Annotated in this window: 27 protein-coding genes; 6 read left to right on the top strand and 21 right to left on the bottom strand. The window is 69.6% G+C overall.

Annotated features, from left to right (window positions below):
• Positions 1-143 precede the first annotated feature (143 nt).
• The 12 genes from dprA to rpsP all read right to left on the bottom strand — a co-directional run bounded on the left by dprA (position 144) and on the right by rpsP (position 9,658).
• Positions 144-1,142, bottom strand: a complete 999-nt coding sequence (dprA, locus tag HNR30_RS23040; protein WP_181612004.1) for a DNA-processing protein DprA — start codon at positions 1,140-1,142, stop codon at positions 144-146.
• A 506-nt stretch (positions 1,143-1,648) separates the two neighbouring features.
• Positions 1,649-3,181 carry a YifB family Mg chelatase-like AAA ATPase gene (locus HNR30_RS23035; RefSeq protein WP_181612003.1) on the bottom strand — a complete coding sequence of 511 codons (1,533 nt, stop codon included), beginning with the start codon at positions 3,179-3,181 and terminating at the stop codon, positions 1,649-1,651.
• Entirely contained in the window at positions 3,182-3,538 is a 357-nt protein-coding gene (locus HNR30_RS23030) for a YraN family protein (RefSeq protein WP_181612002.1), read from the bottom strand.
• A 529-nt stretch (positions 3,539-4,067) separates the two neighbouring features.
• Entirely contained in the window at positions 4,068-4,391 is a 324-nt protein-coding gene (locus HNR30_RS23025) for a DUF2469 domain-containing protein (RefSeq protein WP_181612001.1), read from the bottom strand.
• Positions 4,392-4,413: 22 nt separating this feature from the next.
• Entirely contained in the window at positions 4,414-5,079 is a 666-nt protein-coding gene (locus tag HNR30_RS23020) for a ribonuclease HII (protein ID WP_181612000.1), read from the bottom strand.
• A gap of 541 nt (positions 5,080-5,620) precedes the next feature.
• Positions 5,621-6,193: a signal peptidase I gene (gene lepB, locus HNR30_RS23015; protein ID WP_181611999.1), complete on the bottom strand. Its 573-nt coding sequence runs from the start codon at positions 6,191-6,193 to the stop codon at positions 5,621-5,623.
• On the bottom strand, positions 6,190-7,026 hold the full coding sequence (gene lepB / locus HNR30_RS23010) for a signal peptidase I (RefSeq protein WP_181611998.1): 837 nt from the start codon (positions 7,024-7,026) through the stop codon (positions 6,190-6,192). The genes lepB (HNR30_RS23015) and lepB (HNR30_RS23010) overlap by 4 nt, the downstream gene beginning before the upstream one ends.
• Positions 7,027-7,159: 133 nt before the next feature.
• Positions 7,160-7,519 carry a 50S ribosomal protein L19 gene (rplS, locus tag HNR30_RS23005; protein ID WP_181611997.1) on the bottom strand — a complete coding sequence of 120 codons (360 nt, stop codon included), beginning with the start codon at positions 7,517-7,519 and terminating at the stop codon, positions 7,160-7,162.
• 107 nt (positions 7,520-7,626) lie between these two features.
• Positions 7,627-8,400 carry a tRNA (guanosine(37)-N1)-methyltransferase TrmD gene (gene trmD / locus HNR30_RS23000; protein ID WP_181611996.1) on the bottom strand — a complete coding sequence of 258 codons (774 nt, stop codon included), beginning with the start codon at positions 8,398-8,400 and terminating at the stop codon, positions 7,627-7,629.
• Positions 8,397-8,870, bottom strand: a complete 474-nt coding sequence (gene rimM, locus HNR30_RS22995) for a ribosome maturation factor RimM (RefSeq protein ID WP_181611995.1) — start codon at positions 8,868-8,870, stop codon at positions 8,397-8,399. The genes trmD and rimM overlap by 4 nt, the downstream gene beginning before the upstream one ends.
• 73 nt (positions 8,871-8,943) lie before the next feature.
• Positions 8,944-9,189, bottom strand: coding sequence for an RNA-binding protein (locus tag HNR30_RS22990; RefSeq protein ID WP_181611994.1), 246 nt, complete (start codon positions 9,187-9,189; stop codon positions 8,944-8,946).
• A gap of 1 nt (position 9,190) precedes the next feature.
• The gene (gene rpsP, locus HNR30_RS22985; RefSeq protein ID WP_181611993.1) at positions 9,191-9,658 is read right to left on the bottom strand and encodes a 30S ribosomal protein S16; all 468 of its coding nucleotides are present in this window, start codon (positions 9,656-9,658) and stop codon (positions 9,191-9,193) included.
• A 255-nt stretch (positions 9,659-9,913) separates the two neighbouring features.
• Between rpsP and HNR30_RS22980 the strand changes: the two genes are divergently transcribed.
• Positions 9,914-11,152 (top strand): hypothetical protein, encoded by a 1,239-nt coding sequence (locus tag HNR30_RS22980; RefSeq protein ID WP_181611992.1) that lies wholly within the window; start codon positions 9,914-9,916, stop codon positions 11,150-11,152.
• A 266-nt stretch (positions 11,153-11,418) separates the two neighbouring features.
• On the opposite strand, the gene HNR30_RS22975 is transcribed toward HNR30_RS22980, so the two are convergent.
• Entirely contained in the window at positions 11,419-12,435 is a 1,017-nt protein-coding gene (locus HNR30_RS22975; RefSeq protein ID WP_181611991.1) for a LacI family DNA-binding transcriptional regulator, read from the bottom strand.
• A 31-nt stretch (positions 12,436-12,466) separates the two neighbouring features.
• On the opposite strand from HNR30_RS22975, the gene HNR30_RS22970 reads away from it, so the two are divergent.
• Positions 12,467-13,696 (top strand): MFS transporter, encoded by a 1,230-nt coding sequence (locus tag HNR30_RS22970; protein WP_181611990.1) that lies wholly within the window; start codon positions 12,467-12,469, stop codon positions 13,694-13,696.
• A 70-nt stretch (positions 13,697-13,766) separates the two neighbouring features.
• Here the strand turns inward: HNR30_RS22970 and HNR30_RS22965 are convergent, their stop codons facing one another.
• From HNR30_RS22965 to HNR30_RS22940, 6 genes are read right to left on the bottom strand one after another with little or no spacing between them, the layout of a single operon-like run.
• A complete protein-coding gene (locus HNR30_RS22965) occupies positions 13,767-13,925 on the bottom strand; it encodes a hypothetical protein (protein WP_181611989.1) in 159 nt (52 codons plus the stop codon).
• Positions 13,922-15,466, bottom strand: a complete 1,545-nt coding sequence (gene ffh / locus HNR30_RS22960) for a signal recognition particle protein (RefSeq protein WP_181611988.1) — start codon at positions 15,464-15,466, stop codon at positions 13,922-13,924. Before ffh ends, HNR30_RS22965 begins: the two co-directional genes overlap by 4 nt.
• 42 nt (positions 15,467-15,508) lie before the next feature.
• Complete coding sequence (locus tag HNR30_RS22955) at positions 15,509-16,087, bottom strand: GTP-binding protein (RefSeq protein WP_312894568.1); 579 nt, start codon at positions 16,085-16,087, stop codon at positions 15,509-15,511.
• Entirely contained in the window at positions 16,068-16,469 is a 402-nt protein-coding gene (locus tag HNR30_RS22950) for a DUF742 domain-containing protein (protein ID WP_181611987.1), read from the bottom strand. The genes HNR30_RS22955 and HNR30_RS22950 overlap by 20 nt, the downstream gene beginning before the upstream one ends.
• A gap of 4 nt (positions 16,470-16,473) precedes the next feature.
• Positions 16,474-16,896 carry a roadblock/LC7 domain-containing protein gene (locus HNR30_RS22945; RefSeq protein WP_181611986.1) on the bottom strand — a complete coding sequence of 141 codons (423 nt, stop codon included), beginning with the start codon at positions 16,894-16,896 and terminating at the stop codon, positions 16,474-16,476.
• The gene (locus tag HNR30_RS22940; protein WP_181611985.1) at positions 16,893-19,718 is read right to left on the bottom strand and encodes a sensor histidine kinase; all 2,826 of its coding nucleotides are present in this window, start codon (positions 19,716-19,718) and stop codon (positions 16,893-16,895) included. The genes HNR30_RS22945 and HNR30_RS22940 overlap by 4 nt, the downstream gene beginning before the upstream one ends.
• Positions 19,719-20,138: 420 nt before the next feature.
• On the opposite strand from HNR30_RS22940, the gene HNR30_RS22935 reads away from it, so the two are divergent.
• The 4 genes from HNR30_RS22935 to HNR30_RS22920 are packed head-to-tail and all read left to right on the top strand — an operon-like array spanning position 20,139 to position 23,693.
• Complete coding sequence (locus HNR30_RS22935) at positions 20,139-21,077, top strand: ABC transporter substrate-binding protein (RefSeq protein WP_181611984.1); 939 nt, start codon at positions 20,139-20,141, stop codon at positions 21,075-21,077.
• A complete protein-coding gene (locus tag HNR30_RS22930; RefSeq protein ID WP_181611983.1) occupies positions 21,074-22,090 on the top strand; it encodes an ABC transporter substrate-binding protein in 1,017 nt (338 codons plus the stop codon). The genes HNR30_RS22935 and HNR30_RS22930 overlap by 4 nt, the downstream gene beginning before the upstream one ends.
• Positions 22,087-22,869 (top strand): ABC transporter permease, encoded by a 783-nt coding sequence (locus HNR30_RS22925; protein ID WP_181611982.1) that lies wholly within the window; start codon positions 22,087-22,089, stop codon positions 22,867-22,869. Before HNR30_RS22930 ends, HNR30_RS22925 begins: the two co-directional genes overlap by 4 nt.
• Positions 22,866-23,693, top strand: a complete 828-nt coding sequence (locus tag HNR30_RS22920) for an ABC transporter permease (RefSeq protein WP_181611981.1) — start codon at positions 22,866-22,868, stop codon at positions 23,691-23,693. The genes HNR30_RS22925 and HNR30_RS22920 overlap by 4 nt, the downstream gene beginning before the upstream one ends.
• A 54-nt stretch (positions 23,694-23,747) precedes the next feature.
• Here the strand turns inward: HNR30_RS22920 and HNR30_RS22915 are convergent, their stop codons facing one another.
• Both HNR30_RS22915 and HNR30_RS22910 read right to left on the bottom strand, forming a co-directional pair.
• The gene (locus HNR30_RS22915; RefSeq protein ID WP_220133823.1) at positions 23,748-24,191 is read right to left on the bottom strand and encodes a DUF3598 family protein; all 444 of its coding nucleotides are present in this window, start codon (positions 24,189-24,191) and stop codon (positions 23,748-23,750) included.
• Positions 24,191-25,582: an aldehyde dehydrogenase family protein gene (locus HNR30_RS22910; protein ID WP_181611980.1), complete on the bottom strand. Its 1,392-nt coding sequence runs from the start codon at positions 25,580-25,582 to the stop codon at positions 24,191-24,193. The genes HNR30_RS22915 and HNR30_RS22910 overlap by 1 nt, the downstream gene beginning before the upstream one ends.
• Between the last annotated feature and the right edge of the window lie 3 nt (positions 25,583-25,585).

The raw sequence follows: 25,585 nt of genomic DNA, 5'->3' as shown, positions 1-25,585 counted from the left end.
GAGCCAGCACCGCGAGGCCAGCACCGCGAGGCCAGCACCGCGACTAACTTGAGGCGCCAGAGTCAGGCCTAGCCGCCTCAGCGACGCGCTCGTCCGGCGGCGGCTCCCCGGGGTCGCTCAGACGGCTCCAAGTGGTCGCCCCTTCACGAGTGTCGGCGGACCCGCCAGCCCTTCGTGCATCGCTCGACGAAACCGGCCGCGGCCAAGCTACCTAGGCTGCTCAGCGCGGTGCTGAGGTCCACTCCGGCGCTCACAGCGATGGACGCTGTCCCGGCTCCTCCTCTCGCAGGCACGGCGTCGAGGACTCGACGCGTGGTCTCGCTCAGGCTGTCTCGGGGTAGGACGGGGCCGCGAGGCTCCGGTGCCAGGTCGGTGCCCAGCTCACCGACGAGCTCGACCACCTCCTCGTGGTTGGTCACGCATACCGCACGGCCCTCGCGGAGCAGGCGGTGGCAGCCGGCGGAGACCTCAGAGGTGATCGAGCCGGGGACTGCGGCCAGGGGGCGTTGCAGGGTCACCGCGTGACCGGCCGTGTTGAGGGCGCCGCTGCGTACGGCGGCTTCGATGACCACGGTGCCGCGCGACAGGGCGGCGATGAGGCGGTTGCGGATGAGGAAACGGGAGCGCGTCGGGTGGGTGCCTGGAGGGCATTCGCTGACCAGGACTCCCTGCTCGCGGATGGCGTCGAACAGCTGGGTGTGGCCGGTGGGATAGCAGACGTCGACGCCGTTGGCGAGTACGGCGACTGTGGGAGAGCCGCCGATCAGGGCGCCGCGGTGGGCTGCGCCGTCGATGCCGTACGCACCTCCGGAGACCACCGTCCAGCCCGCGTCGCTCAGTTCGACGGCGAAGTCGGAGGCTACGTGGACGCCGTAGGCGGTGGCGGCGCGGGCGCCGACGATGGCTACCGAGCGTAGGCAGGAGAAGCGTAGGTCGGCTGAACCACGGAGCCAGAGGCCGAGAGGGATGCCGGGGCCGAGGTCGGAGAGTTGGGTGGGCCATTCTGGGTCGCCCGGGGTCACCAACCGTGCTCCTGCGCGTTCGCCTGCGGCCAAGTCGGCTGTGGGGTCGGCTTGAGGGAGGCGCGCCTGCCAGGTCGCCAGACGCCTGTTCAGGACGGCTCCTGGACGGTCGCTGGACATTGAGGTGGCGGCTCCCGGCGATGAGGATGATGGGGTGGCGGCACGACTCACCGGTGACGGTGAAGCGGTAAGGGCTGGGGTGCCGTCAGCCGCTGAGGTGATGCTGGCAGCTGAGGCGGCGTTAGCTGCTGAGGGGATGCTGGCAGCTGAGGCGGCGTTAGCTGCTGAGGGGATGCTGGCAGCTGAAGTCGCATCCGGGGTGGCTGATGAGTGCTGGGTTGAGGGATCGGTGGGTGCCGTAGCCGGCCACTGCGCCGGTGTGGAGACCGGATCTTGCTGCTTGGCCGTTGTGGGTGCCCTGTCCTGCTGGCCGGCGGTTGCGGGTGTCGCTGCTGCTGCCCGCTTCCTCGCGGGGTCTGGGGCGCGGTAGGGGCCGGAGGCGGGCGGGGAGCCTGCGCGGACGATGTTCACCGCCTCGATCGCGCCGTACTGTTCGACCAGCCAGCCCATGACCGGGTCTCCAACCTCCGCGATGCGCATGAGGATCACGCGAGCGGTCAGCTCGTTCACGCGCCCACCCCCAGCCACAGTGCAAGCGCCTGGGCGGTGTCCTCTTCGCCGGGGATGTCCTTGTCCGCGAGATCGGCGATGGTCCAGGACACGCGCACCACACGATCGAGACCGCGGGCTGTGAGCGAGCCCGAGTCGAGGCACGATGTGATGGGCTTCATCGCCGCCTCCGACAGGCGGAATTCGCCGTGCAGCGCCGTTGGCGGGATCTCGGCGTTGGTGCGCCATGGGGTGCTGTCGAGGCGCTTGGCGGCGCGCTGGCGGGCGTGGAGGACGCGGGTGGCCACGGTGGCGCTGGTCTCCACGAACTGGCGGTCGGCCATCAGCTCTCGCTTGCTGGAGCGGGCGACGGTGACCTTGAGGTCGATGCGGTCCTGGAGGGGGCCGGACAGGCGGCCCTGGTAGCGCCGGCGCATGGACGGGGAGCACTCGCAGACGTCGCTCTTGTCGGCCGGTTGGGCGCACGGGCAGGGGTTCGCCGCGAGGATCAGCATGAAGCGGGCCGGGAAGGTCACCGTGCCCGCGGCGCGGGAGACGTTGACGTTGCCGGACTCCAGGGGCTGCCTGAGACAGTCGAGGACGTGGCGGGGGAACTCGGGGGCCTCGTCGAGGAAGAGGGTGCCCCGATGAGCCAAGGAGACCGCGCCGGGACGGACGACCGCGCTGCCGCCGCCCACCAGGGCCGCGGCCGTGGCGGTGTGGTGAGGGGCGACGAAGGGCGGCCGGGTGATCATCGGGCTGCTGGGCGGGAGGACTCCGGCTACCGAGTGGATCGCGGTGACTTCGAGGGCATGGTCGATCTCCAGGTCGGGCAGCAGGGTGGGGAGGCGCTCCGCGAGGAGGGTCTTGCCGGTGCCTGGTGGGCCGTGGAGCCAGAGGTTGTGGCCGCCCGCCGCGCACACCTCCAGGGCGCGGCGGGCGAGGGGCTGACCGGCCACGTCGGACAGGTCGAGGGACGAGGGTTCGGTGACGGGGATCGTGGCTGACTCGGGCTCGTCGGTTTCTGGTGGTTCCTCGCCGCTGCGGAGCCATTCCACCAGCTGGCGCAGGTCGTGGATCGGCACGACTCGTACGTCGGGGACAAGGGCCGCCTCGGCAGCATTGGACGCCGGGACGACCACGGTGGCCTCGCCGGTCTTGGCCGCGCCCAGGACGGAGGGCAGGATGCCGCGCACCGGGCGGAGCCTGCCGTCCAGGCCCAGCTCGCCGAGGAAGAACGGCGTGGCGATGCGGTCGGCCGGCACGGCGCCCGCGGCACCCAGGATGGCGACCGCGATAGCCAGGTCGAAGTGGCTGCCGCGTTTGGGCAGGGTGGCGGGGAAGAGGCTGACGGTGATGCGGGCGTCGGGCCAGGGGTAGTGGCTGTTGACCATCGCCGATCTGACACGGTCTCGGGCCTCGCTGAGCGAGGTATCGGGCAGGCCGATCAGGTGGATGCCCGCCAGGCCGTTGCCGACGTCGGCCTCGACCTCGATGCCGCGGGCGGTGACGCCGATGAGGGCGACGCTTCTGGTGCGAGCGACGGCCATTCAGACCACCACGCCGCGGATGTGGCGGATGGAGTAGTCGCCTGCGAAACGCTCAAGGGCGATCACGTCGATGCGGACGGCGCGGAACGTCGAGGGCTGGGCGGACAGCCATTGGGCGGCGAGTGTGCGCAGACGGGCCAGCTTCGCGGGCCGTACGGACTCGAGCGCCGTGCCGTGTGAGCGGCTCGATCGGGTCTTCACCTCGACCACGACGAGGTCTACGCCGTCGCGGGCGAGGATGTCGATCTCGCCCCTTCTGGAGCGCCAGTTGCGTTCCAGGATTCGCATGCCTGCGGCGGTCAGGTAATCGGCGGCCAGTTGCTCGCCGTGCCTGCCGAGATCGTCTTTCGCGGCCATGGGGACCACCTCCGGGGAAGACCTTCGCGGAGGGGGCGGGGCTGGGGAGGGGGTGAAACGGGTTCTGTGGATAAGGGGGCTTGGTGGGAAAGGGCTTGGTGAGTCGCGGTGGGCTTGCTGAGTCTTCGGCGCGTGGCGGGCCCTTGGGAACTTGCTGGGCCGCTGGGAGCCGGCGCCCGGGGCCGGGGGTAGGGGGCGCGGGCGGGGGGCGAGGGCCGAGGGCAGCACCGGGACGCGAGGCCGAAGCGGGCGCGGATGTGGAGTCCACGTCGCGTAGAGGCCGTGGCCGGAAGCGGTGGCGACCGGTGGCTGGGTGGAGGCGGGCCGCTGTGGCGGGGATGAAGGCCTCGAAGCCGGGTGTGGGGGTGGACGGCACGCCGAGCTGGAGCACGAGGCGGTGATGTAGGCCGAGTCCTACGGCAAGGTCACCTGCGGAGCCGGCCTCGGGGCGGACGCGACCTGGCGCCGGCATTCGCCTTGCAGGCGGCGCCCAGGTCGACGGGGGGTACGGCCAGCCTGCGGAGGGCTGTCAGCCGGAGAAGCCTTCCTTGGGCATCTCGAGATCGCTCTTGGCCAGTTCCTCGACGTTCACGTCCTTGAATGTCACCACCCGCACGTTCTTCACGAACCGTGCCGGGCGGTACATGTCCCACACCCACGCGTCCTGCATCTTCACGTCGAAGAACACGTCGCCGTTCTCGGCCGTGCGGACCTCCAGGTCCACCGAGTTGGTGAGATAGAAGCGCCGCTCGGTCTCCACGACGTATGTGAACAAGCCGACAACGTCGCGGTACTCGCGGTAAAGCTGCAGCTCCATCTCGGTCTCGTACTTCTCGAGATCCTCTGCGCTCATCGAGTCCCTCCTGTCGCGCCCGTCATGCGGCCCCCACATCTCCATTCTCGCGTATCCGTCTACTGACCGTGACGAAGGAGAAGCGATGGTGGTCGCACGGCCCGTGCTCCTGCAGCGCCAATCGGTGCTGAAGCGTTGTATACCCCTTGTGTTCGGCGAAGCCGTACTGAGGGAATTCCGCGTCGAGCGAAGTCATGATGCGGTCCCTGGTCACCTTCGCCACGATCGACGCCGCCGCGACGCACGCGGCGACCTGGTCGCCCTTCCACACGGCCAGTGACGGGGCGGGAAGGCCCGGCACCGGGAAGCCGTCGGTGAGGATGTACTCCGGGACGAATGACAACCGCGCGATCGCGCGGCGCATTCCCTCGACGTTGCACTTGTGCAGGCCGCGCGTGTCGATCACCTCGGGCGGGATGATCACGGTCTCGACGAAGGCGGACTTCATGATCAGCGCGAACAGGCGCTCTCGTACGGCAGGCGTCAGGAGTTTGGAGTCGCCCAGGCCGGGGATCTCGCGCCGCAGCACCACGGCTGAGACCACCAGAGGCCCCGCACAGGCGCCCCGCCCGGCCTCGTCGACCCCGGCCACCGGCGTCAGGCCGCGCCGAGCCAGAGCCCGCTCGTAGGCGTAGAGCCCGGAGTCGCGGCGGACGACGCTCGGCCGGGGGCGGAACGAAAATGTCATGGCAGAGGCAGCGTACGCCCCATATGCCGCAACCCGCGACCAAATGCGCGCTGAGCCGAACCGCGGGAGTGGTGGGCGGGTCCTCCATCGGGTGGGCGGAGAGGGCTTGGTGCGCAGGTGGGAGCGGTTTTGGGTCCGCCTGCGATGCGCGGTAGGACGAGGCGCGGACGGGCCACGCTGCGGCTGACGTCTGGCGGCAGGTAACGGCCCGCCGTAAGGCCGTAAGGATTCCGCGGGAGGCGCGAGGGGGGAACGGCTGCACTGCGCCTGGCGGTGGCAGGGGGACGAACGCGCCATGACTCGCGTAAGCAGAGGCGGGGGCGGAGGGGCGGGGGCGACCGCGCTGCGACCCCGCAGCGGCGGGACACGGCCGCACTGCGACCCCGCAGCGGCGGGACACGGCCGCACTGCGCCTCTCGGAGGCAGAGCGGGACGACCGTGCGACCCTACGCCAAGGTGGGTGCGGCTGACGCCGAGACCGGCGCGGGACGAAGAAGCACCGGGCTCTGGGGCACGCACCCAGAGCCCGCTGTCCGGCGCCTCAGTGAACCTTGGAGAACGTCTCAGGCGTCGAGAACGTGGAGATCCGGTTGAGCGGCCAGTACCGCAGCATCGCCGTACCGATCACGTCGTCCTCGGAGATCCACCCCTCCGACCGCTCGTAATGCGCCCGCGAATCCGCGGAAGCCGACCGATGGTCCCCCATCAGCCACAACTTCCCAGGCGGCACCGTCACACTGAAGTCGTCACCCGACGGATAGTCGTCCGGATACAGATAAGGCTCGTCCAACGCCACACCGTTGACCGTGATCCGCCGCTTGGAGTCGCAGCACACCACCTTGTCACCGCCCACGGCGATCACCCGCTTGATGGTGTCTTCGCCGTTCCACCCCTTGAACACCACGATCTCACCGCGGTCGACGGAGGGGTCGAGCTTGTTGACGAACACCCTGTCGTTGACGAGCAGGGTGTTCTCCATCGACTCCGAGGGGATGTAGAACGAGCCGACCACGAAAGCCTGCAGCACCAGCGCCAGTCCGACGCCACCGGCCAAGAGGAAGATCGTCTCGCGGAACCCGCCGCCCTTTTTCTTCTTCTTGGCAGGCTCCGTCACTTCTTCTTCCGCCAAAACAACAACCTCCGCCGCAGCAACACAAGGGGGACCGCGCCCGCGAAACCCGCGAGCAGCGGTATGGCGCCGCCCATGGCCTGCAGGGCGGGCTGGGCGAACGTTTCTGGGATGGGGAGCACGGTGGCCCGGGAGAAGGGCCACACGATCACGAAGGCGCGTCCGACCACGTGATCGACAGGGATCGTACCGCCGCCGGGCTCGCCCTGGTGACTGCGGGAGTCCTGGGAGACCGAGCGGTGGTCGCCCATCACCCACAGCGCACCGGCGGGCACCTTGACGTCGAAGAACGTCAGTGACGGCACGTCACCCGGATAGAGGTAGCTCTTCTCGTCGATGGCGACGCCGTTGACGGTGACGCGGCCCTTGGAGTCGCAGCATTTGACCCGGTCTCCGCCGATGCCGATGACGCGCTTGATGTAGTCCTTCTCGCCGGGGATGACGCCGAAGGCGGTGCCGATCCAGCGGAAGAAGCCGACGACGGGGTTCGACGGCTCCTCGTAGAAGACCTCGGCGTCCCAGGAGTCGATGCCGTTGAAGACCACGATGTCGCCGCGCTCGATGTCACGTGTGTGGTAGACGAGCTTGTTGACCAGGACCCGGTCGTTGACGAGGAGGGTGTTCTCCATCGACTCCGACGGGATGTAGAACGCCTGCACGACGAAGGTCTTGATGATCAGGGCCAGGACCAGCGCCACGACCACCAGGACGGGGAGTTCCTTCCAGAACGACCCCTTTTTGTCCTTCTTGTCCTTGGCGGGCTTCTGGGTGTCTTCCGCGACCACGTCCACCTCGTTGTCCTGGCTCTCGCTACTCATCGCTACCCGAGCCTAGATGATGCGCGTGCGCGACAAGCCTGGACCGACGCTACACCCGTCACGCGTCGCCTCAAGATAAAGGAAATGACCCGGTACGGCTGTGCCGTACCGGGTCATTTCGGACACCTGAAGCTTACTTGGAGGTGTTGTCGCGCTTCTCGCGGATGCGGGCGGCCTTGCCGCGCAGGTCGCGCATGTAGTAGAGCTTGGCGCGACGGACGTCACCGCGAGTCACGAGGACGACCTTCTCGATGACCGGGCTGTGCACCGGGAAGGTGCGCTCGACGCCGACACCGTAGCTGACCTTACGGACCGTGAAGGTCTCGCGGACGCCGGCGCCCTGACGGCGGAGCACGAAGCCCTTGAAGACCTGGATACGCGAGCGGTTACCTTCGACGACTCGCACGTGGACCTCGAGCGTGTCGCCGGGACGGAAGTCCGGGACGTCGCTGCGCAGGCCCGCCTTGTCGAGCTCCTGGATCTTCGTGTGCATGACAGCAGTTCCTCAACGTTTCGATGAGCACCCGGAGGTCCACCCGGCCTCGGCTCGAGGGGGACACGCGTGCATGATGACAAGACCCGGTCAACCGGGCCAGCGATTCAGTGTGCCATATCTTCCGGCCCGACGCGAAACGACAGCTCGTCGAGCAGCGCCCGATCATGCTTGTCAAGCCCGGTCAGGCGCGCCGCGAGATCCGGCCGGTTGTCGACCGTACGGCGCAGCGCCTGGTCTCGCCGCCACCGCGCCACCTTGCCGTGATGCCCGGACAGAAGCACATCGGGTACGGCATGCTCACGCCAGACGGGCGGCTTGGTGTAGACGGGACCCTCCAGGAGGTTCTCCATCGCCCCCGGAGCGAAGGAGTCGTCCACGACGGAGTTGGCGTTGCCCAGCACCCCGGGCAGCAACCGGCCGATCGCCTCGATCATCACCAGGACCGCGACCTCGCCCCCGGCCAGGACGTAGTCGCCGATGCTGACCTCCACGACCCGCATCCGCCTGCCGTACTCCACCATGACCCGCGAGTCGATGCCCTCGTAGCGTCCGCACGCGAACACCAGCCAGGGCTCGGCGGCCAGCTCCTGCGCCATCGCCTGGGTGAAGGGGCGGCCGCTCGGCGTCGGCACCACCAGGACGGGCGAGCCGTCGCCGGCGATGTCGTCGAGCGCCGCTCCCCAGATCTCCGGCTTCATCACCATGCCGGGGCCGCCGCCGTACGGGGTGTCGTCGACGGTCTTGTGCACGTCGTGCGCCCAGTCACGCAGCTGGTGCAGCCGCACATCGAGGGTGCCGGACGCGCGGGCCTTGCCGATGAGGGAGACCTCGAGCGGCGAGAAGTACTCGGGGAAGATCGAGACGATGTCGGCCCTCACGACTCCAGCAGCCCCTCGGGAGGATCGACGACGAGCTTGCCGCCCTCCAGGTCGACGACCGGGACGAGCGCCTTGACGAACGGGATGAACACGTCCTTGCCCACCACCAGCAGATCCTGCCCGTGGTGGAGCACGTCGGTCACCTCGCCGACCTCCGCCCCCGCGACGGTCACCACGCGCAGCCCGATGAGCTGGTGGTCGTGGAACTCGTCGGGGTCGTCGGAGGCCGCGACGTCGGCGGAGTCGATGAGGAGCATCGTGTCGCGCAACTCCTCGGCCTCGTCGCGGGAGCCGACCCCCTCGATCCGCAGCAGCAGCACGCCCTTGTGCCAGCGCGCGGCCTCCACCACGAGGTCGCCGAAGGCGGTGCCCGGCTGGAAACGGGCCTCCGGGTCGTCGGTGAGCACCTCGACGGTCACCTCGCCGCGCACCCCGTGGGGACGGCCGATGCGGCCGACGGCTAGCTCCACAATGAACTCCTCAGAAACGACCGCACCCCCACCGGCACGAAACCGATGAGGGCGCGTTCAGACGAAACTTCCGCTAGCGGGCCACTTCGTACAGGTCACGAAGATCGACCTGGACGCGCTTCCCTCCGGACAGGGCGTTGACGACAGTGCGCAGCGCCTTGGCGGTGCGGCCGTTGCGGCCGATGACCTTGCCGAGGTCGTCGGGATGCACCCGGACCTCGAGCACGCTCCCGCTGCGGATGCGGCGGGCACGGACCCGGACGTCGTCGGGATGTTCGACGATGCCCTTCACGAGGTGCTCGAGTGCCTCCTCGAGCATGTCAGGCCTCGGCCGGAGTCTCGGCGGAGGCCTCCTCGGCGCTATTGGCCGCAGAGCCCTCTTCCTTCTTCGGCTCGGCCTTCTTGGCCTTCCGCGGCGTGGTGGCGGCGGTGCCGGTGTCGCCACCGGACATGGCCTCCTTGGCCGCGGCCTCGTAGATCGCGTGACGGTCGGCCTTGGGCTCGGCCACCTTCAGCGGGGCCGGAGCCGGCTCACCCTTGAACTTCTGCCAGTCGCCGGTGAGCTTGAGCAGCTTGAGAACCGGCTCGGTCGGCTGCGCGCCGACACCCAGCCAGTAAGCGGCGCGCTCGGCGTCGATCTGGATGACCGAAGGGTTCTCCTTCGGGTGGTACAGGCCGATCTCCTCGATCGCCCGGCCGTCACGCTTGGTGCGGCTGTCGGCGACGATGACACGGTACTGCGGGTTGCGGATCATGCCGAGCCGCTTGAGCTTGATCTTGACTGCCACGGGTGTGGTCTCTCCTGCATTAGAGCGCGGGTGAACGGCGTCTCATCGAGTGGGGCACGATGCGAAGCCGCTCGAAGGGACAGGCGCGACAGGCGGGAGATGAGAGGGCACCCACACAGTCACGGTGTTCCAACATGTCATTGTGCCAGATGGCGAGCACTGCATACGACCAGGTACGGCAGGCGTTCGCAAAGCATCGGCAAGCACGGTGTGTCCAGCAGGTGCGCCATGCGTTCTTACCTGCCAATTTCTCACGTGACCATCACACTCAAGTCTCGCGCGCTGCTGACGGCAGCCGTGGCGACCGTGTCGGTCGGCGCGCTGCTCACCTTCTCGGCGAGGGCGACTCCCGGCGATTACGGGCACGCCAACGGCGCGGAGCTGACCCTTCCTGCGATTCCCGAGATCAACCAGGCGGCCTTCCAGGGCACTTGGGGGTCTGTCGCGGTCGACGACACACCGGGGACGGAGAGCGCGGTCCATCCGACGTGGCCGGATCCGGACGGCGTGACGCAGTACATGACCCTCGCCACCGGCACCCTCGAGGCTTCGGGAGTGGACGCGCCCGACGCGTGGCGAGGCTCGTCGAACCTGGTCGTCGACCAGTTCAAGCTCGCGCCATCAGCTCAGATCCCGCTGCTGTTCACGGGCAACGTCAGCAACTTCGCGCAGTGCACCGAGCAGGCCGACGGATTCGCCGCCGTACAGACGGCGCCGGGCACCATCCGCGTCTTCGGGGAGGCTCCTGCCGGTGGAACAGCCTTGAACAACGGCGGGACCGTGACCAGGACGCTGACCGGCGACCAGCTCGGCTTCCCAGGCGTGGCGACCGCGGATGTCACCGCGAGCAGGACCGATGTCGTCACCCCACTGGGAACGCTTCCTGCCGAGGCGCGCACCGAGGTGACCTTCACCGCCGTCCTGCGCGACGATGCGGACTACGAGATCTACTCGGGCGACCTGGCCTTCCTCGTCCTGGCCAGGACCGAGGCGAACTGCAACTCGGTCCCCACGCCGACACCCACGACTCCGACACCCACGTCCACGACGCCGTGCCCGACCGAGACGCCCACCACCCCGACACCCACTCCCACGACCACCAGCCCGACGCCCACTCCCACGGTCACCACTCCGACGCCCACGCCCACAGTCACCACCCCTACGCCCACTCCGACGATCACCACTCCGACGCCGACGAACTCCATCCAGACCGAGACGCCGACGCCCACGCCCACGACACCCACGCCCACCGCGACGTCGCCCAGCCCGACGGAGCCGCCGACCGAGCCTCCGACGACCTCTCCCAAGCCGACGCCCGACGACAACCCGTCGCCCAGGCCTCCTCACGACGGTGGCGATGACGACGGGGACATGTCCATGGTCTCGGGCCGCGACGAGCTGCCCTTCACCGGCCTGCACCTCGTCTGGCCGATGGCCGCGCTGGCCGCGATCGCGCTCGGTCTGACCGTCCGCTACATGGCTCGCCGCCGCTGACGCTCCCGTGGGGCCGGCCACACGCCCACGCCCGCCGTACGGCCCGGCCTGCCGTACGGCACCGCGCCGCCGTACGGCAGGGCACCGGCGACAGCGAAAGCAGCGTACGGCGGTCCGCCACGGCGGCGAGGGCAGGCGCTCAGACCGAAACCGTGACTACGGCGAAGGCAGGCGCTGAGACCCATGCCGTCACTACGGCGAAGGCAGGCGCATAAGCGGGAGCCGTCGCAGCGGCGAGGGCGGGCTGTGGGAGAGGCCGCGACGCCTCACGGCAGGGCGCCGACGATGGTCCACGGGATCTCGGCGGCGCCCCGCCGGTCGTCCTTCACCGCCAGTTCCGCGCAGCGGCGCCCCTGCTCCCGCAGCGGGTTGGTGACGGATACGATGCCCGCCCGCCGCCCCTCCTGCGACGCGTCCCACCCCAGGTAGACCAGGCCCGGGTGGCTGTCGTGCAACGCCTGGCGCGCCCCCAGGGCGAGCTCGTCGCTCATGGCCATGACGACCCCGTGAGCGGCGAGGTGGGGTGCGAGCAGCCGGGCGGCGTCGAGCCCGTCCTGGCGGGAGTTGCGCGCCACGACGGCGACGGGGGTGCCCGCCCAGTCGAGCCCCGCCCCCGCGACCGCTTCGCGGAAGCCGTTCAGGCGGGCGTTGGTGACGTGGAAGGGCACGCGCTCGGGCACGTGCGCGCCGCTCGTCAGCCCGGGCTCCCGCCGGCGGTCGAGCGGGAAGGAGATGACCACGGGCGACCTGCCGTCACGCAGTCCGAGCGTGGCCATCGCCAGGGCGGCGGCGTGGTCGTCCTGGGTGACGCACGCGATCCCCTCGCGCCGTGGGCCGCCCTGGATGGCGGCGGGGCGGGGGTCGCCGGCGACCGCCGCCAGGACGGGGTCGTCCTCGGACGTGGTCCACAGCACGAACGCGTCGACCGCGGCGGAGAGCACGCGGTCCGCGTCGGCGTCGTCGCCGCGGGTGGGGATCAGCGACAGTCCGAGGCCTTCTTCGACGCAGACCTCGGCGACCCCGGCCAGGAACTGGGCGGCCTGGGGGTCGTCGAAGGCGTAGGCGAGGTGCTCGCCGAACACGACGCCGAGCTGGTGGGTGCGGCCGTACTTCAGCGCGCGGCCCACGGGGTCGGGGTGGTAGCCGAGCTCTGCTGCCGCCTGGTGCACGCGCTCTCGGGTGGCGGCCGCGACCCGCGACGGGCGCGTGAAGGTGTAGGAGGCGGTCATGAGGGACACACCCGCCCGATCCGCCACGTCCTTCAGCGTCACACGTCTTCGCACAGACCCATGGTAGTTGTGTAGCGTTACACACATGCGTAGCATGCCCCGCCTGGCTCCCCTCCTCGGATTCGCCGGATTCGGCGCTTTCTGGGGTGTGTGGGGCGCGACCCTTCCCCTCCTGCGCACCCAAGCCGGAGTGAGCGACACGCAGTTCGGCAACGCCCTGCTCTTCGTGGCCGCGGGAGCCCTGCCCGCCATGCTCGTGACCGGCCACCTCGTCGACAGGCTCGGGTTGCGCGTGGCGGGAGTGCTTCTCGCGCTGCTGGGCGTCGCGGGTGTCGTGCTCGCCTTCGCCTCGGGGGACCTCGTGGCGTTGTGCGCGGGGATCCTCCTGGTGGGAGCGGCCTCGGGGGCGGCCGACGTGGCGATCAACACGCTGGCGGCGACCGTGGAGAGACACACGGGGCGGCCCGTGGTGTCGCGCTCGCACGCCGCCTTCTCCGCGGCCGTCGCGCTCTCCAGCCTGGGAGCGGGTGCCCTCGCCGGTCTGGCGGGCAGCCTGTGGGTGAACTTCGGCGCGGCCGCCGTGATCGCCGTCGCGCTGGGCGTGGCCGTCGTCGCCTCGACGCGCTCGATCCCGGCACCGGACCGCGATCGTGCGGCGCCGTCGCGCGCAGGCGCGGGTCAAGGGGCGCCCTGGTGGGCCGTCCCGCTCGTCATCGGCGCGATCGGCGCCCTGGCTTTCGCATCGGAGAACGCCTATCAGTCCTGGGGCGCCGTCCTGCTGACCGACTCGTTCGCCGCCTCTCCCCTGCTGGCCTCGGCCGCGCCCGCGCTCTTCGCCACGACGGCCGCCGTGCTGCGCTTCTCGGCCGCGCCCCTCACCCTGAGCCGTCCGATCGCCACGCTGGTCGGCGGCAGCGTGATCGCCACGGCTGGAGGTGTGGTGACGGCATCGGCCTCCACGTTGCCGCTCGCGCTGGCCGGAGTCGTCCTCGCCGCGGCGGGCACCTCGGTCCTCTTCCCGACCCTGCTGTCGTACGGCCTGCGCCGGGTCCCCGACGGGTCGCGCGGGCGGGCGGCATCCGTCATCTCCACAGCCGCCTACCTCGGGTTTCTGGGTGGGCCTGCGTATTTCGGGATGCTCGCCGACGCTTTCGGCGTGCAGCAGGCCTTCCTCGGCGTGGCGGTACTGACCGTGGTTCTGCCGGCAGCACTCGCCGCCCTTCCGTCGATGAGAAGACACCACCCCCGGCCAGAAGGCACACCGGACGCCCCGAGCGACACACCTCAGCCCCGGCCGGCCACGCCGGCCACCTGACCCCCGAGCAGGGCACGCAACCAAAAAGGCCGTGCCCCGATCTCTCGGGGCACGGCCTCAGGGATCATCCCTATGCGCGAGGAATGATCCCCCATGCCTGCATCGCATACAGCACCGCGATCGCCAGCACCAGCACCGCGATCACCAGCCGAGACCGCCGCGAGCCGTCGACCAGGCTCCCGGCGAACGCCCGGAGCCGGCCCCACCACCCGGCTCGCCGCGGTGTCACTTCTGGTCCGGCAGGTTCAACTTGGAGGGATCGAACCCCGGCGGCAGCTGCATCCCCGGCGGCAGGCGCAGGTTGCCCAGTGCACCGCCCTTGGTGGGCTTCGGCTCGTCGTCGGCGGCCTCGGGCTTGGCCTTGCCCAGCGCGGCCTTGCGCGGGTCGCCGCTGACGCGGCGGCCCTTGGCCTTCTTGGCCTGCTTGCCCTGCTTGCCGCCACGTCCCGGCATGCCGGGGATGCCGATGCCGCTGGCCATCTTCTTCATCATCTTCTGCGCCTCGAAGAAGCGCGTGACGAGGTTGTTGACCGCGGAGACCTCGACGCCGGAGCCGCGGGCGATGCGCGCCCGGCGGGAGCCGTTGATCATCTTGGGGTCGGCGCGCTCGCCGGGCGTCATCGACCGGATGATCGCCTGGATGCGGTCGAGGTCGCGCTCGTCGATGGAGTTGAGCTGGTCGCGCATCTGCCCCATGCCGGGCATCATGCCGAGCAGGTTCTTGATCGGCCCCATCTTGCGGACCATCATCATCTGCTCGAGGAAGTCTTCGAGCGTGAAGTCCTCGCCGGAGGTGAGCTTGCCCGCCATCTTGGCGGCCTGCTCCTCGTCGAAGGTCTTCTGGGCCTGCTCGATCAGGGTGAGGATGTCACCCATGTCGAGGATGCGGGAGGCCATGCGGTCGGGGTGGAAGGCGTCGAAGTCCTCGAGCTTCTCACCGGTCGACGCGAACATGATCGGCTTGCCGGTGATGTGGCGCACCGAGAGCGCGGCGCCGCCTCGGGCGTCGCCGTCGAGCTTGGTGAGCACCACGCCGTCGAAGCCGACGCCCTCCATGAAGGCCTGCGCCGTGGTCACGGCGTCCTGGCCGATCATGGCGTCGACGACGAACAGGACCTCGTCGGGCGAGACCGCGTCGCGGATGTCGGCGGCCTGCTTCATCAGCTCGGAGTCGATGCCCAGGCGGCCGGCGGTGTCGATGATGACGATGTCGTGCTGCTGGCGCTTGGCGTACTCGATCGAGTCGCGTGCGGCCCGCACCGGGTCGCCGACGCCGTTGCCCTCGAAGGGCGCGTAGACGGCCACTCCGGCGCGCTGGCCCATGACCTGCAGCTGCTGCACGGCGTTGGGGCGCTGGAGGTCGGCGGCGACGAGCAGGGGCACGTGGTTCTGGGCGACCAGCCACTTGGCCAGCTTGCCGGCCAGGGTGGTCTTACCGGCGCCCTGCAGACCCGCGAGCATGATGACCGTGGGCGGGGTCTTGGCGTAGCGCAGCCGGCGCGTCTCGCCGCCCAGGATGGCGATGAGCTCGTCGTTGACGATCTTGACGACCTGCTGGGCGGGGTTGAGTGCCTGGGAGACCTCCGCGCCGCGGGCGCGCTCCTTGACCTGGGCGACGAACGCCCTGACCACGGGAAGCGCGACATCGGCCTCGAGCAGTGCGATGCGGATCTCGCGGCACGTCGCGTCGATGTCGGCCTCGGAAAGGCGTCCCTTCGACCGGAGGGAGGAGAAGACCGATGTCAGGCGGTCGGATAGCGTCTCGAACACGTGGTGGACCAGTCCTCGGGATATTTAGGCTTGGCTTCCAGCCTATCCCCAACCGGAGACCGCGGCGTCGACGTTGAGCGCGTGCTCCACAAGCGTGATCAACGAGGACTTCACCGAGCCCCGTTCACGCGCGTCGAGCCGTACGAGCGGGACGGAGGGAGACAAGGTCAGAGCCTCGCGCACCTCGGTGTCGCCGTGCGCGAACTTGCCGTCCCAGCCGTTGAGGCCGATCACGAAGGGCAGCTGCGCTTCCTCGAAGTAGTCGATGGCCGAGAAGCTGTCGGCCAGGCGGCGGCTGTCGACCAGCACGATGGCGCCGATGGCGCCGCGCACCAGGTCGTCCCACATGAACCAGAATCGCTGCTGGCCCGGGGTGCCGAACAGGTAGAGCAGCAGGTCGCGGTCGAGCGAGACACGGCCGAAGTCCATGGCCACCGTCGTGGTCGACTTCAGTGGCGTCATCGCCAGGTCGTCGACGCCTACGGACGCGTCGGTCATGACCGCCTCCGTGGTCAGCGGCATGATCTCGGAGACCGCGCCGACGAAGGTCGTCTTGCCGACTCCGAAACCACCGGCCACCACGATCTTCGCGGAGGTCGTCTCAAAGCCTGCGAAGTCCACTGAGTACCCTTTCCAGCAGCACCCGGTTGGGCCTGCCCGAGTTCAATTCAGGCTGGTGCACTCGGACCAGACCTTCTGCCGCCATGTCGGCGATCAGCACTCTGACCACGCCCAGCGGGATCCGCAGCAGCGCGGAGACTTCGGCGACCGAGCGGACCTGCCTGCATAACTGGCTGATCGCCTGGTACTCCGGAGTCATGTGCGTGAGTTCCCTGCGCTCGGCCGTCGCCGAGGAGACCAGAGCCTCCATCGCCAGCTTCATCCGCGGGGCCGTACGTCCGCCGGTCACCGCGTAGGGGCGCACCGGCGAGGCGGGATCGGATTGGGGAGGGGGTTGAGGCAGCGGGTCCCACCCACCGCTGTTCCACCGGGGATCCGTCATCGGCTCACCTGGTCTGGCTGGCGCGAAGCTCGGCGCGTACGGCAGGCGTCAGCACCTGGCCCGCCCGCTCGACCATCAACGTCATCTGGTAGGCCACCAGTCCCATGTCGCAGTCCGGTGCGGCCAGCACCGCCATGCAGGAGCCGTCGCTGATCGCCATGATCAGCATCAGCCCGCGCTGCATCTCCACGATCGTCTGGTTGACCGCGCCTCCCTCGAAGACCCTTGCGGCGCCCTGGGTGAGGCTGATCAGACCGGAGGCGATCGCGGCGAGCTGGTCGGCGCGGTCGGGCGGGAAGCCCGCCGACGAGGCCAGTGGCAGGCCGTCAGAGGAGACGACCACGGCGTGCGCGACACCTGGCACGCCGGAGACGAAGTCGGTGATCAACCAGTCGACTCCGCGAGCCGCGTGACTCAGATCGTTCATTGGCCCTCCTCCCTGCTTTCAACGTGGCCGGGGCCCGCGGGATACGCCCGGCCCTCGTTGAGATCCGCGCGGGCCGCGCGGAATCCCTGCTGGAAACTGGACAACCGGCTCCTGACCCGATCGGGTGCGTAGGTCGGCGCCGGCATCGGCATGGGCGTCTTGGGCGCCGCGACGGGGGCCGCGGCCGGAGCGGCGGACGCGCCGGCCGAGCCGGGCACCAGGTTCGCCTTCGGCACACGTTTGGGCAGGCCCGCGGAGGTCGGCGCGTCGGCGACCGGCTCGCGTGCCGCGGCGGCGGCGGTCCATCCGGCGTCGGCCTTGGTCGATCCCCAGGAGGCGCTGTTGCCGCCGCCCTGCTCGAACCAGGCGGACTCGACCGAGGCGAAGATCGGCAGGAACTCGTCGCCCGCGGCCGGCTTGACCACCGGGATGGGGCCTGTCGCGGCCGACTCCGTCTCGGGGAAGCCGAAGGAACGGCGTGGGAGCGGCGCGGCCTCGTCGGGGTCGGGGAAGTCGTAGCGCTGTCGCCGGGCGGGCGGGGGCTCACCGAACGACCACGAGGATGAGGGAGCGGGCTCCTCCGGCGCCTGCGCGGGGGCGTTCCAGCCACGTGACGACAACCACGGGTCCTGGGTGTCGAATCCGCCGGTGGCGACCTGCGGCTCCGACGGCCACGAGGGTCCGGGGTCGGAGGGCCACTGCGGAGCGCTCGGCCACGACCCGGCCAGCTGCTCGGGTACGGCAGGCGTGCCCCAGCCCGGCGCCTGCGCGCCCCCGGCGAAGGGGTCCTGCGAGGGGAACGGGTCGGCGGGCCCGCCGGCGAAGCGGTTGATCGGCGCCTGCACGGCGGCGAAGGAGTCGGTCTCGAAGCCGGTGGAGGGTGCGCCGGTGGCGAGCGGCGCGCCCAGCAGCGATTCGGGAAGCAGCACCATCGCGGTCAGGCCGCCCGCGCCGTGCGGGCGCAGCTGTACGCGCACGCCGTGGCGGTGGGCCAGCCTGGCGACCACGAACAGGCCCATGCGCCGGGAGACCGACACGTCGACGTCGGGGCTGTGCTCCAGCCGCTCGTTGGCGTGGGCCAGCTCCTCCTGGGTCATGCCGATGCCCTGGTCGGTGATCGCGACCATCATGCCGCCGCCGTCGATCCTGCTGCCCGACACGGTGACGCGGGTCTCGCGCGGGGAGAACGACAGCGCGTTCTCCACCAGCTCGGCGAGCAGGTGGATGATGTCGTTGACCGCCTGGCCCGCGACGGCGACGCCGCCGGGAACCTGCAGGACGACCCGCTCGTAGTTCTCGACCTCGGACAGCGAGGCGCGGGCCACGTCGACCAGCTGCACCGGCTGGCTCCAGCGGCGCGGCGGCTCCTGGCCGGCGAGGACCAGGAGGTTCTCGCTGTTGCGGCGCATGCGGGTGGCCAGGTGGTCGAGCTTGAACAGGTTGCCGAGCCGCTGCTCGTCCTGCTCGCCCTGCTCCAGGCCGTCGATGAGGGTGATCTGGCGCTCGACCAGGGTCTGGGAGCGCCGGGAGAGGTTGACGAACATCGCGTTGACGTTGGCGCGCAGGCGGGCTTCCTCGCCGGCGAGCCGTACCGCCTCGCGGTGGACCTCGTCGAAGGCCCGCGCCACTTCACCGATCTCGTCTTCCGAGTCGACGCCGATCGGCATGACCGAGCCCGTGGCGGGCTCGCCCGTCTCGCGCAGGACGCGGACGGTCTCCGGCAGGCCGGTGCCGGCGATCTGGAGCGCTTCGCTGCGCAGCCTGCGCAGCGGGCGGACCAGCGAGCGGGCCATGAGGGTGGTGACGAGCAGCACCAGCAGCAGGAGCAGGCCACTGCCGCCGGCGGCCAGCAGCGCCGAGCGCTGCGCGGAGTCCTGGAGGGTCTGGATCTGCTGGATGATCGAGTCCGACAGTTGCTTCTCCACCGTGCGCATGCTGCTGACGGTGAAGCTGATGACGTCGAACCAGCGGTCGGCGTCCTGGCGGATCTTCGGGTCCAGGTCGAGTGTCCTGACTCCCTTGAGCTGCTGGGCCTGGGCGACGAGACGGTACAGCTCGGCGCGGTCGACCTTGGCGCCGGTGACGGTGTCGTCGTAGGCCTGCCTGTGGTCGATGGAGGCCAGGGACTTGAAGGAGTTGACCTCGCTTTCCCGCTGGGCGTAGGCGGCGGTGAAGGCGTTGAACTCCTCGGTCTTGAAGCTGCCGCTGAGGACCGCGGCCGACAGCAGGGCGCGCATGGCGGAGGCGTGGTCCTTGGCGCGGTTGAGTGCCGCCATGGCCTGGATGGACTTGCTGAGCGACTCGTCCAGGGCTCCCTGGTCGACCTCTTCGTGGAAGGCTTCCAGGACGTCGATGATCTGGGAGTACTTGTTCAGCGTCGGGAGCGCGAGGAAGCTGTTCTTGGTCGCCTGGTCGCGGACGATCTTGACTTCCGCGAGGCGGCCCACGGCGGTCGCGGCCAGGGTGTCGGCGGTCTCACCGTGCGAGGTGTCGATGACCGCGGCTCTCGTCGTCACCTTCGCCATGGCCTCGTCGACCGCCGGGAAGGCGTTGCTGTACAGCTCCCGCAGCTTCTCCGTGCGGCCGTCGGCCACGAAGGCGACCGCCCTGTCGCGTTCGAGCTCGAGCGCGTCGGCCAGTTCCGCGATGGCGGCACTGAGCTCGGCCTTCTCCAAGCTGCGCTGGTATTCGTTGACCCGCGAGATGGAGTCGACGATCTGTAAGGCGCCCACCAGGACACTTACCGCCGTCGGCACCGCGATGAGGGCGATGAGACGCCATCGAACTCGCCAGTTGCGCAGTGCGAACCTGCCGCTCTTCACGCCTTTCGCCCTTCTGTCGCCTGATCCAGGTCTCGCTCTGACTGGCCTGACAGGACCGGTGCCCGTCCCACGAGCAGCCTCGGGTAAATGGGGATCCACGACGTTCCTCTTGAGGCAAGAAGTAATTTGAGCACATCCTGACCTGTCAGGCCAACAGAACATTAGCCTCATACGCCTCAATTCATCCGACATCGGGTGTCAAGAAGCTATAAAGCGGACATACCTCTCCAATTCCCAACAAGTGGTGTGTCCAGAACGAAATGATTCATGGCCATTGACGGATAAGGTCCTGTACGATCTCCGTCCTGTCCGCACGGCTCTGCCCCCCTACCCCTCGGGCCCCGCGCGCGTACAACTTCCCCTCCCCCAAGGAGAGTCATGATTTTCGGGCCTCTCGCACGTGCGTCCGTTATCGGATTGGTGGCGTTAACCCTCGCTGCCTGCAGCAACAGCGCGCCGAGTGAGTCCGCAGGCGCGGCCAGCGGTCCGCTGGAGAAGACCACGCTGAACATCGGGATCACCCCCACCCCCTCCTCCGCCCCGGTCTTCATCGCCATGAAGCGGAACTTCTTCAAGGAAGAGGGGCTGACCGTCAAGACGACGGTCATCCAGGCCCCGCAGGCCGCGATGCCCCTGGTCGCCAACGGCAGCATGGACATCTTCAAGGGCAGCTACGTCTCGATGCTGAACATCCAGGACGCGGGCCAGAAGCTCAAGATCCTCTCCGACACCTTGCAGGGCGCCCCCGGCATCGCCGGCGTCGTGGTGGCCAAGGGCTCACGGATCCAGACCGCCGAAGACCTCAAGGGCAAGACGATCGCGGTCAACTCGCTGAAGAATCTCGGCGAGCTGTCGGTCTCCGCCCATTTGCAGATCAACAGCCTGACCCCGACGGACGTGAAGTTCGTCGTCTTCAACTTCGACAAGCAGCTCCCGGCTCTGTTCGGCGGCCAGGTGGACGCCGCCTGGCTCGTGGAGCCCTTCCTCACCGCCGCCCAGCAGGAGGGTGCGCGGCTTCTGCTCGACACCAACTCCGGGCCGACCGACGCCCTGCCGATCGACGGCTGGGGCACCACAGAGGACTGGGCGGCCAAGCACCCCAAGACCGCCGCCGCCTTCCAGCGGGCCGTCACCAAGGCCCAGCGACTGGCGGCGACGGACCGCTCCGCGCTCGCGGACGTGGTCCCCGAGTACACCCAGATCCCCAAGGTGGCCGTCATGACGATGGCCATGGGGACCTTCCCGACCTCGCTCAACGCGAGCCGGATCCAGCGGGTGGCCGACCTCATGTACGACTTCGGCTATCTGAAGAACAAGATCGACGTCGAATCCATGATTTTCCAGGGAGCAGCGCAATGAGAAGGCTGACTCAGATATTCGTCGCGGGGTTGGCCACCGCGCTGACCATGACCGCCTGTGGGTCCGGTGGCAACCAGACCGCCACCTCGACGGCTTCGCCCGCCGGCTCGGCCTCCGCCGCCCCGGCCGGTGGGGGCCTCGAGAAGACGGAGTTGCTCGTCGGTGTCGTACCGGTGCCGTCGTCGGCCCCGCTCTTCATCGCCGAGAAGCGCGGTTTCTTCAAGGAGGAGGGCCTGACCGTCAAGACGGAGATCATCCAGGCTCCGCAGGCGGTGATGCCGAAGATCCTCAACGGCAGCATGGACGCCTTCCTCACCAGCTACGTGTCGCTCATCGCGATCAACGACTCGGGCGCGGCCAAGGTCCGCCTGATCCAGCACGTCCAGGAGGGCGCGCCCGGCGTCGCCGGGGTCGTGGTGCCGAAGGGCTCGGCGGTCAAGACCGCCGCGGACCTGAAGGGCAAGACCATCGCGGTCAACGCCCTCAAGGCCATGGGCCAGGCCGTCACCAACGCCCACCTGCAGGCCGCCGGTCTCACCCCCGACCAGGACGTCAAGTACGTCGCGGTGCAGTTCGCCGACCAGCTCGGCGCGCTGGCCTCGGGCAAGGTCGACGCCGCCTGGCTGGTGGAGCCGTTCCTGACCGCCGCCCAGCAGCAGCTCGGCGCGACCCAGGTGATCGACACGATGTCCGGTCCGACCGCCTCCTTCCCGATCGACGGCTGGGGCGTCACCGAGGAGTGGGTCGCCAAGAACCCGAAGACCGCCGCCGCCTTCCAGCGCGCGCTGGCCAAGGCGCAGGCGCTGGCCGGCAGTGACCGCGCCGCCATCGACGAGGTCGTCCCGACCTACACCCAGATCCCGGCCGAGGCCGCCAAGGCCATGAAGCTCGGCGTCTTCTCCGCCGAGGTCGACAAGACCAAGTTCCAGGCGCTGGCCGACCTGCTGACCGGCCTGGGCTACATCAAGGCCAAGCCGGACGTCTCGACGTACGTCGCCAACATTTCCGGATGACCCCTTCGCGTTACAGACGAGGAATCCTGGGCGCCTGCGGTGTCCTGGGGTTCCTCGTCCTCGTTGAGCTGGCGGGCCGGGTCGGGCTGATCGATCCCGGCCTGCTCCCGTATGTGTCGGACGTGCTGGTCGCGGCCGCCGGCCTTCCCTTCGAAGAGAAGTTCCTGATCGACGTGCTGGCCACGCTGGAGGCCTGCGCGCTGGGCCTGCTGATCGCCCTGGTCACGGCCGTTCCCGCGGGTCTGCTCCTGGGGACGGTGCCGATGGTCGAACGCTCGGTGCGGCCCCTGGTGGAGTTCCTGCGGCCGATCCCGTCGGTCTCGCTCATCCCGCTGGCCATGTTCCTCTTCCCGGCCAGCCAGGACGCCAAGACGGCCCTGGTGGCCTACACCTGCGCCTGGCCCCTGCTGATCAACACCATGTACGGCCTGGCGGACGTCGACCCGCTCGCCAAGGAGACGCTGCGCAGCTTCGGCTTCGGCCCGCTGGCGGTCGTCCTGCGGGTGAACCTGCCGAGCGCGGCCCCGTTCATCGCCACCGGCATCCGCATCGCCGTCTCGGTGACGCTCATCGTCGCGGTCAGCGTGGAGCTCATCGCCGCGGGCGACGGCGGCCTGGGCACCTTCATCTCCCTGGCCGGCGGGGCCAACCGCGTCGACCGCATGCTCGCGGCCACGGTGTGGGCGGGCTTCATCGGCCTGGCCGTCAACCTGCTGTTCACCATGGGCGAGCGCAGGGTCTTCCGCTGGCACCAGGCCAGGGCGGGGGTGGCAGGATGACGCTCGCGGCACGACGCGGCCGTGTCGGCCGCTTCGGCACCGGCCTGCTGTGGTACTGGCTGATCCCGGTGACGGCGGTCGTCTGGGAGGTGAGCACCAGGCAGCTGGAGGCCGTCTACTTCCCGCCGCCGTCGGTGATCGTGGTGCGCCTGCACGAGATGTGGTTCTCCGGGCCCCTGTCGCAGGCCTTCCTGACCGACGAGGCGCTCGACGACCTGGTGCCCAGCCTGACCAGGCTCTTCGTGGGCTGGGCCGCCGCGGCGGCCGCCGGGGTGGTCGTGGGGCTGATGCTGGGCCGATCGGCCAGGCTGGCGGCGCTCGTGGAGCCGCTGCTGCACTTCGGACGCTCGGTGCCGCCCTCCACGTTGCTGCCGGTCTTCCTGCTGCTGTTCAAGATCGGCACCCCGATGCAGGTGGCGTCGATCGTCTACGGCGTCATCTGGCCGGTGCTGATCAACTCGATGGACGGCGCGCGCTACGTCGACCGCCAGTACATCGAGACGGGCACGGTCTTCCGGGTCAGCACGACGCAGCGCATTCTCCGTATCATCCTGCCCGCCGCCGCGCCCAAGATCTTCGCGGGACTGCGGCTCAGCGTCTCCCTGGCGCTGATCATGATGGTCGTCTCCGAGCTGGTGGGCAGCAGCGAGGGCATCGGACACCGGCTGCTGGAGGCCCAGAGCGAGTTCGACATCCCGGCCATGTGGGCGGGCATCGTCCTGCTCGGCGTGCTGGGCATCGTGCTCAACTCGGCCTTCATCGCCGTGGAGCGGGTGGTGCTCTCGTGGCACCACCAGTCCAGGAAGGCCGCCTCCGACCTGTAGGCAGGCAAAGAGAAAGGGGAGGCGGGCGAACACCCGCCTCCCCTTTTCTGCTGTCTAGGCCACACGCTTCTCGTCGATGAGGGTGCGCTTGACGCACTCCCCGTTCCTGATCCACTGCCACACCCGGCTCTTGCTCTTGCCGTCGTCGCTCAGCACGATCAGCTCGAACAGCCGCATGTCCTCGCCCTCGGCCTTGTAGATCCAGTGCAGGTAGATCGTCGAGTCGTCGAGCTCCCAGAACGTGCCCCTGATGCGCTCGGTGTCGAAACCGCAGCGGCCCTCGCCCAGATACGTGCCCGGGAACTCCAGGACCTCCGTACGGCCGTCGTCCCAGGTGTAACGGTTGGTCTGGTGGTAGGTCACGTCGTCGACGATCCGGCAGGTCAGGTGCGAGCGGTGCCGGTCGATGAGGTTGCCCTCGCCGTCGAGGTGGGTGTAGGTGCCCTCCCACTCGCCCTCGTGCCGTGCCAGCAGCGGCATGTCCTCGCGCAGTCCCATCAGTTTTCGCCCTTCTCAGTGTTGTGCCACCAAGGATCCGCACCTTGGGAACGGTTGACCAGGTAGGACCGGCGTCGCACGAAGCGCTGGATCGAGGCCTTGCCCATGCGTGAGCCGCCCAGGCCGGACAGCTTGAAGGAGTTCTTCTCGCCCTCGTGGACCAGGGCGGTCAGCGAGGCGTCGTTGACGCTCACCGCGCCCACCTGCAGACGCGCCGCGACGGCCCTGGCGCCGGTCTCGTCGGCGGCGAAGACCGCCGCCGACAGGCCGTAGGCGGAGTCGTTGGCCATGGCCACCGCCTCGTCGGCGTCGGCCACCGGCATCACCGGCAACAGCGGGCCGAACGTCTCCTCGGTCATGACGAGCATCGAGTGGTCGACGCCGGACAGGACGGTCGGGCGGCACCACAGGCCGCCGCCGTGCTCCTCGACCACGCCGCCGGTGTGCACGCGCGCGCCGCGTTCGACGGCGTCGGCCAGGTGCCGCTCGATGACCTCGACCTGGTCGGCCGCGATGATCGGGCCGATCGGCCCGCCCTCGCAGGTGAGCCCGACCGCGCCGGCCTTGGCGGCGAGCAGGTCCACGAACTCGTCGTGGACCGACCGCTCGACGTAGATCCGCTCGATCGACTGGCACGACTGCCCGGCGTTGGCCGTGGCGCCCCACAGGATCGCCGAGGCGGTCCTGTCCAGGTCGGCGCCCTCCAGCACGATCGCCGGGTCCTTGCCGCCGAGTTCGAGGAAGGCCGGGACGAAGGCGCGGGCGGCGGCTTGTGCGACCTTCCTGCCGGTGGGGACGCTGCCGGTGAAGACCAGCGCGTCGACCAGCGGCACCATCTCGGCGCCTGTGGTGCCGTCGCCCTCGACCAGCAGCAGCGGCACCTCCTCCGGCACCAGCCGCATCAGCGGCTCGATGAAGCGGGGGGTGACCTCGCTCGGCTTGACGATCACGGCGCACCCCGCGGCCAGGGCGGGAACCGCGTCGATCATGCCGAGCAGCAGCGGCAGGTTCCACGGGCTGATCACCCCGACCAGCTCGTACGGCACGGCCTCGCCGCCGACGACGATCCCCGGCAGCGAGGCCGGGGCGTCGTCGGGCGCGGCGAGCAGGGCGGGAGCCTGGGCCACCCAGCGGTGGATCAGCCCGGCCACGATCTGCCGTTCCAGCAGCGACTCGCCCGTCCGCCCGGTGTCGGCGACCAGCGCCTCCAGCAGGGCATCGTCGGTCGCGATGGCCTGTGCCAGCCGGGTCAGGGCAGGACCCCTGTCCGTCGCCCGCCAGGCCGCGGCCGCCTCGCGCAGTCCCGCCGCCGCCGACGCGAGGTGCGCGGCGGACGGCGGGCACAGCACGTGGTCGGGCTTCCCGGTCAGCGGGTTCCTGACCTGTGTCATACA

Origin of the sequence: Nonomuraea soli (genome assembly GCF_013761175.1) — a bacterium.
GTDB classification, from domain to species: Bacteria; Actinomycetota; Actinomycetes; order Streptosporangiales; family Streptosporangiaceae; genus Nonomuraea; species Nonomuraea soli.
The sequence above is the reverse complement of the archived record's forward strand: the minus strand, read 5'-3'. Positions and strand labels throughout refer to the sequence as shown.

What these genes read in the sequence shown, in the direction of transcription:
- dprA (WP_181612004.1), bottom strand. Translation starts at nt 1,142, where the DNA reads ATGTCCAGCGACCGTCCAGGAGCCGTCCTGAACAGGCGTCTGGCGACC.
- HNR30_RS23035 (WP_181612003.1), bottom strand. Translation starts at nt 3,181, where the DNA reads ATGGCCGTCGCTCGCACCAGAAGCGTCGCCCTCATCGGCGTCACCGCC.
- HNR30_RS23030 (WP_181612002.1), bottom strand. Translation starts at nt 3,538, where the DNA reads ATGGCCGCGAAAGACGATCTCGGCAGGCACGGCGAGCAACTGGCCGCC.
- HNR30_RS23025 (WP_181612001.1), bottom strand. Translation starts at nt 4,391, where the DNA reads ATGAGCGCAGAGGATCTCGAGAAGTACGAGACCGAGATGGAGCTGCAG.
- HNR30_RS23020 (WP_181612000.1), bottom strand. Translation starts at nt 5,079, where the DNA reads ATGACATTTTCGTTCCGCCCCCGGCCGAGCGTCGTCCGCCGCGACTCC.
- lepB (WP_181611998.1), bottom strand. Translation starts at nt 7,026, where the DNA reads ATGAGTAGCGAGAGCCAGGACAACGAGGTGGACGTGGTCGCGGAAGAC.
- rplS (WP_181611997.1), bottom strand. Translation starts at nt 7,519, where the DNA reads ATGCACACGAAGATCCAGGAGCTCGACAAGGCGGGCCTGCGCAGCGAC.
- HNR30_RS22990 (WP_181611994.1), bottom strand. Translation starts at nt 9,189, where the DNA reads ATGCTCGAGGAGGCACTCGAGCACCTCGTGAAGGGCATCGTCGAACAT.
- HNR30_RS22970 (WP_181611990.1), top strand. Translation starts at nt 12,467, where the DNA reads ATGCGTAGCATGCCCCGCCTGGCTCCCCTCCTCGGATTCGCCGGATTC.
- HNR30_RS22950 (WP_181611987.1), bottom strand. Translation starts at nt 16,469, where the DNA reads ATGACGGATCCCCGGTGGAACAGCGGTGGGTGGGACCCGCTGCCTCAA.
- HNR30_RS22945 (WP_181611986.1), bottom strand. Translation starts at nt 16,896, where the DNA reads ATGAACGATCTGAGTCACGCGGCTCGCGGAGTCGACTGGTTGATCACC.
- HNR30_RS22930 (WP_181611983.1), top strand. Translation starts at nt 21,074, where the DNA reads ATGAGAAGGCTGACTCAGATATTCGTCGCGGGGTTGGCCACCGCGCTG.
- HNR30_RS22925 (WP_181611982.1), top strand. Translation starts at nt 22,087, where the DNA reads ATGACCCCTTCGCGTTACAGACGAGGAATCCTGGGCGCCTGCGGTGTC.
- HNR30_RS22920 (WP_181611981.1), top strand. Translation starts at nt 22,866, where the DNA reads ATGACGCTCGCGGCACGACGCGGCCGTGTCGGCCGCTTCGGCACCGGC.
- HNR30_RS22915 (WP_220133823.1), bottom strand. Translation starts at nt 24,191, where the DNA reads ATGGGACTGCGCGAGGACATGCCGCTGCTGGCACGGCACGAGGGCGAG.
- HNR30_RS22910 (WP_181611980.1), bottom strand. Translation starts at nt 25,582, where the DNA reads ATGACACAGGTCAGGAACCCGCTGACCGGGAAGCCCGACCACGTGCTG.